Below are 12,660 nucleotides of genomic sequence, written 5' to 3'. Positions count from 1 at the left end.
ATCCCCTGTCCTGAAACCACAGACAGCCCGCAAGACATTCCTGGTGACAGCAATCTGTGTTCCTGCCGCTGGCAGAAAAACACTTGTCAACTGCGAGTTATACAGCTCTTTCCCCGTTGTGCGGCCTGCTCCCGTGTTTCCCCCATCAACGGTTCAGATTAGGTTCATCATGGCTGAAATTCATAACGTGGACGGCGTTTCACTGCACCTGTCAACGCCCGACACGACCTCCGGCAACTGGATCGGACAGACGGAAGTACTTCAGCAACTGCTGGCCTGCTGGCTCGTTGTGGACAATCGGGATCTGCCACTGACACCGCGAATTGTGGGAACTCCGGGAATCGGTAAGACAACTCTCGCCATATCGGCAACCAGGGTTCGTGAGCAGGATCTGTATATCTATCAATGCACTTCGGACACGCGCCCGGAAGATCTGCTCGTAACACCGGTACTCGCCGAAAGCGGGAAAATCGCTTACCACGCATCCCCCATGGTAACCGCCATGATTCAAGGCGGAATCTGTGTGCTGGATGAAGGAAACCGCATGAATGAAAAATCGTGGGCCAGCCTGGCGCCTTTGCTGGACCATCGGCGCTACGTGGAATCAATCGTTGCCGGAATCACCATTCACGCTCATCCCGATTTTCGCTGCGCCGTCACAATGAATGAGGATGCCTCAACTTTCGAGATACCGGATTACATCATGAGCCGCCTGCAGCCAACTCTCAGTCTGGGACATCCCGACCGAGACGACGAAATGGCCATCCTCCGGTACCATCTTCCGTTTGCTGACGACCAAATGCTGAGCCTCACCGTGGACTTTCTGCAGCAGGCTCATACGCTCAATCTGGACTTTAGTACTCGAGACGGAATCAATCTGCTGAGATTCGCCATCAAGAGACTGGCGCAGACTGCGGAACACCCCGTCGCCCGCGATGATGCCTGGCGCGAAGCGCTGGAAAAGTGTTTGGGAGAAGACGCGGTCGATCTTGAAAATCTCGCCGAACGTCGCAGTCAGTCACTTGGAGGCAACATCGTTCCAATGGGACTGGGGGATTTCTTTTTTAACCCCGGTGATCCTCTGCACCCGGACGATGAGGATCACGACGACACATTAGACATCGACGACGAATAAAACAGGTCGGTGCGAACAGAAAGCCTGCCCGTCCGCGCTACATCTGTGTGCACAGCACAAAAAACGATTCCCCGCAAAGTCAGAACAGGACACAGACACAAATCGAGTATCGTCATGCAGAACGACTTAAATTGATGTCACACATTACGTTTCACAGTGAGTCAGAAGCACAGACTCACAATTTTGCCGCTGTGTGCGCAACTTCAGTCAGCGTGGGCCTGACGATTGCACTCAACGGGCAGCTCGGGTCGGGGAAAACCTATTTCGTGAGATCGTTCTGCCGGCATCTAGGCATCGATCCGTCGATCATCACAAGTCCCACCTTCGTATTACAGCAGGTGTATGAGTGTCCTGAATGGACAGTGAGCCATTTTGATACTTACCGTCTTGCCGACCACGATGAGTTTCTTGCACTGGGAGCAGAAGACGACCTGTTTGACCCCCAACGGATTTGTTTCGTGGAATGGGCTGAACGTATTACTGAAATTCTTCCGAAGGATCATCTGTTGGTGGAAATCAGACAGTCGGGACCCACGGCACGCCGGTTTGATTTGATATCCCGGGGTCCGGTTAGTGACAACATAGTAAACAAAGTCCGAGGAAAACTGACTGGTGAACAGGCGTTGCGGAGTGTTCACGGACACACGAAGCCCCCTGGCGGACAATTGTCAGGGGACTGATCGTTTCGAAAACGGTGTCTTCATATCGTCCTAACGGTGAATGCTTCGGCGGAAACCACGGAAGTGGCCGTGATGATGGTGGTCCCGGTGACCACCACGATCTGTTTCCGCGGTCGCAAGACAGGATCCGCATACAACAACCGCTATTGATGTGAGGTTTCGTAAATTTTTATCTCAGTCGCTCCTTTTGACGAATTTTTTTGAATTTGCACAAGCATTCGATCACCTGTCCGACGATGTGTCGGCATGCCTTCAGGAGGGTGGGTCGATGACAGCCGTTACAGAAACCGACAAAAATTAATTCGAATGCAGCAAAGATCATCAAGGGGCACGAAACGACGTGGGCTTCCACTGGCCAGGAATCGCTTAAATCCTTGTGAGAGAAGAGGAAACGCGGTTTGACCACCTGTCGGGACCACGGTATGCTTCTCGACTTGTTTTTCTACCCGTTCCGGTGCGGAAGGGGCTGGGTCTGACGGTCACCAGAGTATTGGCCGCAGTTGAATGTCGAACGTCTGTTCGACCTTCACACAATTGTTCTGTCCACATCACATTGTGGAACACAGGAGATCGGCAATGGCTGAGATTGTTGTGAAAGAGATTTTGGATGCCGGCGTCCATTACGGTCACCGGTCAAGTCGCTGGAATCCGAAGATGCGTCCGTACATCTACGGTCGGCGAAATCAGATTCACATTATTGATTTAAAAGAAACGATTCGCGGGTTAATCCGTGCCAAAAAATATCTGATGCGAGTCGCCGCCCAAGGCAGTCTGATTCTGTTTGTGGGCACCAAACGCCAAGCATCTGCATCAGTACAGGAACTGGCAAGCGAAGTCGATATGCCCTTCTGTACAGAACGCTGGCTGGGAGGAACACTGACCAACTTTCGGACAGTTCGAAGCCGACTCAAACGACTGGAAGAACTGGAGGCACTGCGGGAATCCGGTGAAATCCGAACCTACAGTAAGAAAATGCAGTCCACACTTTTGCGGGAGTATCGCAAGATCTACCGCAATCTGAACGGTATCCGGGATATGAACCGACTTCCGGAGTGTCTGGTCGTCGTGGATCCAGGTAAAGAAAAGAACGCTGTCCACGAGGCTCGCCTGCTCGGAATCAAAGTCGTTTCACTGATCGACACCGACTCGGACCCGGATCTGGTTGACTTGGTCATTCCAGGGAACGATGACAGCCTCCGATCGATTCGGCTGATCATTCAGCATCTGATCGATGCAATCAAACAGGGTAAGTCCATGCGGCCGGAAGAACCAAAAAAAGCAGATCCCGGCGAAGAACCAAAAGCAGTACCGACGATTTCCTGACGGTCGCTTTGTTGCGAATTTAACGGGACAACAAGAGTGGCGTTAAGTCCGTCGGATCATAGCCCTCGTCTCTTTTCTGCGTGTGTATCTGTCGGCAGAGCGGGAGCGGACCTGTGAATTCAACCGGTCACGTCAACAGCACCGTGGTAGAGGCCTGACTTGCCGGATCACTGCAATAACTCAGTTACGAATATCAAGGAGATAGTCTGATGTCAGAAATCACTGCTGCATCCGTCAAAGCACTCCGTGAGCGCACCGACCTTCCGATGATGGAATGCAAGAAGGCGCTGGTTGAAGCGGAGGGGGATATGGAAAAGGCCGTGGAGATCCTGAAAGCTCAGTTCCGAAAGATTCAGGACAAACGTGCCGACAACGCAACCGAAGAGGGGCGCATCTTCTTCCAGCTCTCTGATGACGGCAAGCAGGCAGCCATGGTTGAAATCCAATGCGAATCGGCGCCGGTTGCCACAGGCCAGTCACTCTCAGAATTCGGCAGTGCCATGGTGAGTCAGCTACTGAACGGCCCTGGGGCAGAATCCCCGGAAGAGCTGATGAGCCAATGCACGGATAACGGCACAACACTGCAGTCCCAGTTCGAGGAACTGGTCAACAAGATCCGTGAAAAGATCGTTGTTAATCGTGTGGAACGGGTTTCAGGTCCGGTTGGGGGCTATGTGCATCACGACGGAAAAACGGGCGTCTTGTTCCAGGCGACCGGAGAAAACAGTGGCGGTATTCTGCGCGACGTGGCGATGCATATTGCGGCTCTGCGACCTTCGGTGACGCGTCCGGAAGATGTCGACGCATCACTCGTGCAGCAGGAACGTGACCGTTTGTCTGAAGAAGCACGCGCGACCGGCAAGCCTGACAACATTATCGATAAGATCGTGGACGGCAGAATGAAAAATTTCTTTGTCGAGCAGGGGGTGCTGCTCGCACAACCGTTTGCCAAAGACGACAGTAAAACCGTGGAAAAGGCGCTGACAGAGTGCGGGCTCGAAGCGGTTGGATTTCATCGGTGGCAGGTGGGCGGCGCAGCAGACGCTTAGGCAACCCGATTCATATCGCTTGTTTCTGCCCTGCTGTACCGATCTTTACTGACCCCGACCAGAAACTTCATCGACTGTCGACGGCAACAGGATCCTCCTCAATGACTCACACTCCTTCGCCACAGCAAAACCATGACTGCTGACGGTTCCCCTGCATACAAACGCGTCCTGCTGAAAATCAGCGGTGAAAGTTTTTGCCACAATGGTGAGTCGGGCATCAGTATGCCGGAGGTCACCTGTATTGCGGAACAGATTCGCGAAGTAATGACTTCGGGTGTGGAACTTGCCATTGTCTGTGGGGGTGGAAATATTCTGCGTGGCAAGGATTTTGCTGAAGTCAGTCACACAATCATCCCGTCAACTGCTCATTATATGGGCATGCTGGCAACGGTCATCAACGCACTGGCGCTGCAGGACGCTCTGGAAACCGCAGGAGTCGCCACACGTGTCCAGAGTGCGATTCGTATGGAAGGTGTGGCAGAACCCTTTATTCGACGACGATGTATTCGGCATCTGGAAAAAGGTCGCGTCGTTATTCTTGCTGCCGGCACCGGCAGTCCGTTCGTGACAACGGATACGGCGGCAGCATTAAGAGCGCGTGAAATCGATGCGAGCGTGGTAATGAAAGCCACAAAAGTCGATGGAATCTATTCTGATGATCCTGTCAAGAACCCTCATGCGATTCGTTACACGGAAATCAGCTACCGGGAGGTCCTGGATCAGAATCTGCAGGTCATGGATGCCCAGGCATTCCATCACTGCATGGAACACAGGCTTCCAATTGTGGTCTTCAACTACAAACGAATCGGAAATATCGGCCGCGTGATCAGCGGCGATACGATCGGCACGCGAGTCAGTGCACACGGTTCCTCAGGTGGACCGTGCTCCTGAGGAATTTCCAGGCGTAATTCGTTCAATAGACTGCGCAACGAACTGGTTCCACGTCGCTGCCAGGCCACAGAAAGCGAGCCATCAGGCCTGTGCCGTTTCGGTCAAATCTGCTGAGCCAACAGGGCAAACACCCTCGATATCGCCATTGTCACCGGAATCAGTATCAAATCTCCACTGTACGGTGATTCCCCGCAATGGAGGAATCAAGACCCGTCTTCAGCTGGTCGAAAATGTTCCTGTCGCACTGTTGTGATCCGTTTTATCGTCCAGTCGTCGGAGCCACCTAATGCGTCCACATTTGGACCGCGTCACCCGGCAGTTTCTGCTGATTTGCCTGGTCTCTGCCCCAATCTGTCGGGCTGATGATCTTCCCGTACCTAACGAACTGAATTCGCCGGTCGAAGAACCACTGGTCCGTCTTCCGGAAATCAATGTGGGTTCACCCTTTCGTTCGATTTCGCAGTCACGCAGTTTGCCCTCGTTTAAAGACCAGAGCCAACTGATTCAGCTGGTCCGGGATGCCGTCGATTCAACACGTCGCCGACTGCTGTCGACGGACATCAATACACCCTGGCAAATCATGCACGGACTGTTGGCATTGCGCCGTAACTTTGAAATCCGAATGGACGGGCAGATTGTTTCCGGACTGGACTGGGTGTCTGAGGGGCCAACATTTAATGACGAACCCTGGTTCGAAAAGACACAGCATGGCGGCAGAGCTCATCCCTACAGTCGGCCCTGGGCGTTCGAAGGTCACGCCAATCAGTTTCTGGCAATCCTGTCAATGTCGGCGTTGCCACTGGATCACAAATTTATGACACCTGACGGCCCGATCACGATTGCCGACATGGTGGAACATGCACAGAAATCCATCAGTACAAAAGATGAACCAACATGGACTCTGTGGGCACTCAGTCGTTATTTACCGCCGGAGGCCGTGTGGCTCAATGCTTCCGAAGAAACCTGGAGCATTGAGCGGCTGGTATCCATACAGAAAGAGAAACCATTACAGGGAGCGGCATGCGGGGGCACGCACGGAATGTTCGCTCTGGCCCACGCACGCAACGTCTATCTGAGGTCCGGCAAACCACTGCGCGGTGTCTGGCTTGATGCAGAATACAAAATTCGCCGTCAGATCAATACGGCGCGCGTCCAGCAAAACAGCAACGGAATGCTTTCAAGCAATTATTTTCGCGGCCGCGAATATAAACACAACTTCAATAAACGCATGGCCAGTGCAGGGCATATTCTGGAATTCCTGATGATCTCTCTTCCACAGGATGAGCTTTCAGAAACCTGGGTTCGTCGGGCAATTGACGCGACAGCCCGGGATCTTATCAACAATCGAAAAGCCGAAGTCCGCTGCTCGCCCCTGTACCACGCAGTTAATGGCCTGAATATCTACCTCGACCGCGTGCAGGTCCAGCCCTCGGCAGAAGTCGCCGATGCTGTCGAAACAGAGCGACCCTTCAGCGCAGTGGATAAACCAGAAGCAACTCGTCTCAGCAACATTCCTGTCAACCGTATCTCTGATTCCAAACCGACAAAATTGACGGTCACCACTGGTCCCGCTTTTGTAAAATCAGATCAACGATCAGTACTTTCTGGCAGGGCAGCAGACAAAGAAACGGAATCCAAAAGTCCGGACCGTGAACCCGGTACGACAACGCGCCCGCTGACAGTTCCTCAGAAAAAAACCGCAGACGGCAGTTCAAAAACGGATCTCCGCGGGAACTCACTGAAGGAAGGCGGGACAGCCAAGCCGGTCTCCGAATGAGTGATCTGCCACAGAAGCGCTGCTGGTTGAACGGCCAGACCAGTCATGTCAGTGGATCGTCGCTTTCAGAGATGAATCTGTGCTTCCCGTAGAACTGAGACAGATCGATCCCGCCCTTCTGCTCCGATTCCAGCAGCTTAAGACGCTGCTCAACCCGGGTGAGACGACTTTCCACGACCGGGTGAATTCGTTCGATCTGAGATTTTTCCGGAACCGGAACACGCGGATAGTTCAGGTGTCGCTGCAGGGCAGAAAAAAAGTAGACCGGGTCACGCCCTATGTTCGCCCGGGCAATTCGCCCCGTCTGTTTCTCGAACAGCACCACCGCATCCGGGGGAACATCATTTTCTGTCGTCTGGGACAAACGACGTGAGTGATAATATTCTGACACCCGATAGACCAGATCAGCCAGGTCTCGGGCCCCCAGCTGCAGCCTCAAATGCTGAAACCATTTCTTCCAGTCCGGGCTGTAGATCACGTCGGCCGACATGGCTTCCAGTCCGGAATGGTAACCCAGCCGATTCCGGGAAATGCATTCCAGCTGGAACATGAACAAACCTGCCGGTGAAACATTGGCAGCACGGTATCGAGCCTCTCGTTCTAAAATCTGCAGTGCGTCGGAATGGTCAAACCGCGATCGGTCCTCTTCAGACTGATGAATCACAAATGATTGAAACGCAGAAAAATAGTGCGGCATCCGCTTCATCGCCGGGCCAATCCGCCCGCTGTGCACGATTTCCGTCCGAAGAATGTCGACTGCCACAGAAAGCCGGCACGTACTGAGCAATTCCTGCTGGACCGTCTTCAGAAACTCCTGCGAAGGAATGTTGTCCTGCAGTCTTTCCCGATACGTCCGAAAAAAATATTCCTGCTCAATGTATTCTTCCTGCGGCAGCTGGTTCGATTCTGTCATCAGATGCCTTTCTCGCGACTCCTGCACACTTTCCGCGACAACCAGGTGTGACCGCTTTACGAAGTAACAGCCCTGATCTCATCTTTTGTGAAACCGACTTCCATCCTCGCTCCCAGCTGACTGACAACCCGGGCTGACGCATATGAGGCCAGTTGTCCGGACTGCTTCCATGTCAACCCGTTGGTGACACCGTACAGCAGTGCCCCCGCGAACAGATCACCCGCACCGGTGGTATCGATCGCATTCACTTCAACTCCTTCAATCGGAATCAATTCTCCCTCGTGCATGAGCAGTGAGCCGTTCGGCCCCAGCGTCAGCGCAACATTCTCCGCGTGGCGGTGAATTTGACGGGCACATTGCACCGGATCGTCATTCTGAGTCAGACTTTTCGCTTCATCTTCATTGCAGAAAAACAAATCAACGGGGCCTTCAATGAGCTGCATCATTTCATCTCGCAGCATGTTCACCAGAAACGGGTCCGATGCTGTAAACGCCAGCTTCACCCTGTGCTTTTTTGCCAATTCGATCGCTTTGTAGGCAGCCGCTTTCGTCGCGTCGCCTGTCAGCAGATACCCTTCGATATACACGTATTTCGAATCCGCGATCGCGGATTCATCAATATCCGACTCTGTCAATGTGCTCGAAACCGCCAGGTTCGTCAGCATAGTGCGTTGAGCATCTTCCGTGATCATCACGGCACAGGTACCCGTCTGACCATCTGTCGAAGGTGCCACTTCAATCGTCACGCCCTGCCTGCGCATGTCGTTGAGAAAGAACGTTCCCGTTTCGTCTGCTGCAACTTTCCCGGCGTAAGCAGCCTTTCCCCCAAGACCGGCAATCCCCATGATCGTGTTCGCCGCCGACCCGCCCGCACACCGGTTCAGCGGCAGCCCGTCCAGCGACTTAAGCACCTGTCGCTGCTGTTCGTCGTCGACAAGCGTCATAATACCCTTATCAAAGCCGGCAGCACACAACTGTTCATCGCTGACCTGTACCTGTATATCGACCAGCGCATTTCCGATTCCAAAGACATCAAATGTCATGAGCCCCTGCCTCAAGTGCCAAAAATCCGGTGACGATTCTTCGTTGCCGCCCATTTGCAGCCGACCGGCGCGAGAGGATAACGAATCATTCAGAAACTCCCCAGTCGACATCCAAGATTTGCGCCACAATCATCGCGTTGAATTCCAGGTCCGCTACGATACGATGTGAATGCTTTACAGACCGAATGATCGGCCTCACTTCGAGTCGATTGAATTTCAGGAATCCGACTGATGACCATCGATCACGCGGCTCGTGCAGCCGAGTATCTGCCGGCGATCGAAGCCGATGATCCCAGCAGCAGTCACGCGGGAACAACACCCGGCAGTTTTTCCCGGGCTGCCGGCATCAAATCCGGGCGCGACGGGGCGTACACATATTCTTCACCCGACACCCCCGGTATGCCTTCCCCGTCGCATCAGACAGCATGGGACTATATGCCGGATGACTGGACGCTTTGCCCTGGATTTGAGGACGACTACGAACATGCGCAGGCCTGGCTGCCGCCTGCCGGATTTATCCCGATCACACAACTGGAGTCAGCTCGACGAGGATTGATTACTCCGGAAATGAGACGCGTGGCCGAACGCGAAGCTCATCTCACCGCTGAACAGGTCCGAGATGAAGTCGCGGCCGGACGCATGGTCATTCCGGCCAATCGACAGCACCTGAAATACGAACTGGATCCTATGGCGATTGGGCGAGCGTCACGCACCAAAGTCAATGCCAATCTGGGCGCCTCGCCCGTGTCATCCGGCATGGATGCAGAAATTGAAAAACTCCGATGGTCGGAGCAGTGGGGTGCGGACACTGTGATGGACCTGTCCACGGGAGGAGACCTGGACGCCTGCCGTGAAGCCATCATTCAGAATAGCACCGTGCCCATTGGTACCGTACCCATCTATTCAATGATCCTCGATCGAAAAATTGAAGATCTGGATCGTGAAATCATACTTGAAGCACTCGAGCATCAGGCTCGGCAGGGCGTCGACTACTTTACGATTCACGCCGGAGTCCTGCAGGAACACCTGCCATTGATTAAAGATCGCCTGATCGGAATCGTGAGCCGCGGTGGTTCGCTGCTGGCCAAGTGGATGATCCATCATGGCAGGCAAAATCCCATGTTTACCATTTGGGAAGACATTTGCGATGTGATGCGTCAATACGACGTCACATTCAGTATCGGTGACGGCCTGCGACCGGGAGGCCTGGCCGATGCAACGGATGAAGCTCAACTTGCTGAATTGTCAACACTCGGAGAGCTGACCGAACGCGCTTGGAAAAAGGGGATTCAGGTGATGATCGAAGGTCCAGGACATGTGCCGCTGGATCAGATCGAATTCAATATGAAACTTCAGCGTCGTCTGTGCCATGGAGCACCCTTCTACGTACTTGGCCCGCTGGTAACTGACATCTTCCCTGGATATGACCACATCACCAGTTGTATCGGAGCCACGTCGGCGGCGTGGCATGGTGCCAGTATGTTGTGCTACGTCACACCCAAGGAACACCTTGGACTTCCCAAGAAAGACGATGTTAAGCAGGGCTGTGTTGCATACAAGATTGCCGCGCATTCGGCTGACGTGGCGCTCGGAATTCCTGGCACACGTGATCAGGACGATGAGCTGACACGTGCCCGGGCCGCCCTGAACTGGGAAAAGCACTTTGAACTGAGCTTTGATCCGGATACGGCACGGGCCTACCACGACGAGGATCTCGATGTCGACACGGACTTCTGCGCGATGTGCGGGCACGACTGGTGCAGTGTGCGCATCAGCCGCGAGATCGTGGAATTTACCAGTGGCAAGGACAAACAGTATCAGTGGGACAAGGCGAAGGTGTCCGAAGCGCTCACCCCTGAACAGCAGGAGATTCTCGAGAAAAGAGGAATCCTGTCACCGGAAGAGATCCATCGCCTTGCCAGCAAGACCCGCAAAAACGTCGGCGCCAATGAAGGTAAGGCTGTCTGCCACAGTGACGTAGCCAATGCACAATCTGCCCAGGAAATCCAGACCGTGGAGCTGGACATTTCTGCACCTTAGAGCCGTTGACCAGAATACGCTCTGAGATGATTCCTGATGCTAACATCTTCGACCGACGTAACATCACACTCCGAGACAAATCGGTATTTCTACAATCGTCAACACCTCTGCGCAATCCGGGTGGCTGTCAACTTTGTTCCGGGAATGCGTCAGGTACAGAATGATTGCCGCGTGCAGCCGGCTGGAATGGGTGTCTGGTCACTCGTGCACCAGAGGCCGTTGGAACCGCGTGCGATCACCTGATGGATTCCGGACAGTGCCGCCACTGTCCGTATAGATTTTTCTGCAGTACATACGCAGTTGGGCGTGGACAAATGCCATGATCGAAATGATGGACGGATTTCCTCCCAAACAAAACGCGCAGGTCACGCTTGCCAACTGGCGCACACCGCCATTCAACGTGTGGGCCTTTCATCATGTTCGGGAAATTGTTCCGTCAGCAGAAATTTCCAACGACCCGCAAAATGTCTGGGAACTGGAATCCCGTCAATGTGAACTAACGGAATGCCGAGTCCCCGGCACCCGCGGCGAGGAACTTTCCTGGCCGGATTTCCTCCAGCAAACTCATTGTGACGGGTTGGTGATTCTGCACCAGGGCAGACTGGTCTATGAAAGCTATGCCAATGGCCTCACATGCCATACTCCGCACATCCTTATGTCAGTGTCCAAGTCTGTGCTGGGACTGCTGGCCGGTATCCTGGAGACGATGGGCACGATTGATGTCGAAGATCAGGTAACCGATTATGTACCTGAGTTGTCATGCACTGCCTACCAGGGAGCAACACTGCGGAATCTTCTGGATATGAGAGCAGGAATTCTGTTCGATGAAGACTATCTGGCGGATTCGGGACCTCTGATCGAATACCGCAGAGCAACAAACTGGAACCCGCCTGAACAGGAAACGAAGCCAACAGACCTGCGTTCATTTTATCAGCTGCTGAAAGAAAATGACGGGCAACATGGGCAGAGGTTTCAATATGTCTCCCCGAATACAGACCTTTTGGCATGGATCATCGAACGTGCTTCCGGTCGGCGATACTGCGATCTGGTCAGCGAGCTCCTCTGGAAACCGATGGGTGCTGAACAAAGTGCCTACATCACCGTGGATCGGCTGGGGGCACCTCGGGCAGCGGGTGGCATGTGTGCAACCGTCCGGGATCTGGCTCGGCTGGGACAGTTACTGAGCCAGGATGGTCGGCGAGACGGCCGGCAGATACTGCCTGTCGGATGGATCAACGATCTTTACAGCGGCGGGAGTTCCCAGGCATGGGCCCAGGGTTCATTCACGGCGTATTATCCCGGTCTGCCGATCTGTTATCGATCCCAGTGGTACGTGCTGGACGACGAGGCCCCGTTGCTGTTTGGACTCGGAATTCACGGACAAAATGTGTTTGTCGATCGTACAAATGCACTTGTGATCGCGAGTCTGTCGTCACAGCCACTGCCACTGAATCCTAAACTCATCTCACTGACAATGAATGCCGTGAAAATTGTTCGGCAGCAACTGTGTCAGGGACCCTCAGCATGCGGCTGAAATTGATGACACGTTCCGCCAGAGTGAGCGTCAGAGTGTTCCTGACCTCCGTTCCACCGGCAGAACATCCAACATCGAAGTCCGGGGTGAGTCCTTGATTTCAGACAGGTCAGGACCAGACCTGCTGCCGGCCCGCGCAAATCGGACTCTGTCCGGTCTATCGAATGGTTCACCACTTCTTATCATGCGAAAGTCTTAATGAAACACCTGGTGTGATTGACGGAAAGACGAACACCCGACAGGTAAAACAAAAAGGTCGCATCTGATATCGTGAT

The 12,660-nt window shown here is 53.7% G+C and carries 10 protein-coding genes; 8 read left to right on the top strand and 2 right to left on the bottom strand.

Features of this window, described 5'->3' with window-relative positions:
* The first annotated feature begins 169 nt into the window (after nt 1-169).
* The 6 genes from MK110_00730 to MK110_00705 all read left to right on the top strand — a co-directional run bounded on the left by MK110_00730 (nt 170) and on the right by MK110_00705 (nt 6,855).
* A complete protein-coding gene (locus MK110_00730; protein MCH2209798.1) occupies nt 170-1,135 on the top strand; it encodes a MoxR family ATPase in 966 nt (321 codons plus the stop codon).
* A 134-nt stretch (nt 1,136-1,269) separates the two neighbouring features.
* Nucleotides 1,270-1,815 (top strand): tRNA (adenosine(37)-N6)-threonylcarbamoyltransferase complex ATPase subunit type 1 TsaE, encoded by a 546-nt coding sequence (gene tsaE, locus MK110_00725; protein ID MCH2209797.1) that lies wholly within the window; start codon nt 1,270-1,272, stop codon nt 1,813-1,815.
* Between the two features lie 576 nt (nt 1,816-2,391).
* Nucleotides 2,392-3,138: a 30S ribosomal protein S2 gene (rpsB, locus tag MK110_00720; GenBank protein ID MCH2209796.1), complete on the top strand. Its 747-nt coding sequence runs from the start codon at nt 2,392-2,394 to the stop codon at nt 3,136-3,138.
* Nucleotides 3,139-3,347: 209 nt separating this feature from the next.
* Complete coding sequence (gene tsf / locus MK110_00715) at nt 3,348-4,187, top strand: translation elongation factor Ts (GenBank protein ID MCH2209795.1); 840 nt, start codon at nt 3,348-3,350, stop codon at nt 4,185-4,187.
* A 132-nt stretch (nt 4,188-4,319) separates the two neighbouring features.
* Nucleotides 4,320-5,078 carry a UMP kinase gene (pyrH, locus tag MK110_00710; GenBank protein MCH2209794.1) on the top strand — a complete coding sequence of 253 codons (759 nt, stop codon included), beginning with the start codon at nt 4,320-4,322 and terminating at the stop codon, nt 5,076-5,078.
* Between the two features lie 286 nt (nt 5,079-5,364).
* Nucleotides 5,365-6,855 (top strand): hypothetical protein, encoded by a 1,491-nt coding sequence (locus MK110_00705; protein ID MCH2209793.1) that lies wholly within the window; start codon nt 5,365-5,367, stop codon nt 6,853-6,855.
* Between the two features lie 43 nt (nt 6,856-6,898).
* Here the strand turns inward: MK110_00705 and MK110_00700 are convergent, their stop codons facing one another.
* Nucleotides 6,899-7,768 carry a hypothetical protein gene (locus MK110_00700; protein ID MCH2209792.1) on the bottom strand — a complete coding sequence of 290 codons (870 nt, stop codon included), beginning with the start codon at nt 7,766-7,768 and terminating at the stop codon, nt 6,899-6,901.
* A gap of 56 nt (nt 7,769-7,824) precedes the next feature.
* Nucleotides 7,825-8,922: an adenosine kinase gene (locus tag MK110_00695; protein MCH2209791.1), complete on the bottom strand. Its 1,098-nt coding sequence runs from the start codon at nt 8,920-8,922 to the stop codon at nt 7,825-7,827.
* A 120-nt stretch (nt 8,923-9,042) separates the two neighbouring features.
* Here MK110_00695 and thiC point away from each other — a divergent pair, with 120 nt between their 5' ends.
* Together thiC and MK110_00685 are read left to right on the top strand one after the other, a co-directional pair.
* Nucleotides 9,043-10,851 (top strand): phosphomethylpyrimidine synthase ThiC, encoded by a 1,809-nt coding sequence (gene thiC, locus MK110_00690; protein MCH2209790.1) that lies wholly within the window; start codon nt 9,043-9,045, stop codon nt 10,849-10,851.
* A gap of 319 nt (nt 10,852-11,170) precedes the next feature.
* Entirely contained in the window at nt 11,171-12,385 is a 1,215-nt protein-coding gene (locus MK110_00685) for a beta-lactamase family protein (GenBank protein ID MCH2209789.1), read from the top strand.
* Nucleotides 12,386-12,660 lie beyond the last annotated feature (275 nt).

This window comes from Fuerstiella sp. (assembly GCA_022447225.1).
In the GTDB taxonomy this organism is placed as follows: Bacteria; Planctomycetota; Planctomycetia; order Planctomycetales; family Planctomycetaceae; genus S139-18.
Note: the sequence above shows the minus strand (reverse complement) of the source record. Positions and strands in the feature narration are given on the sequence as shown.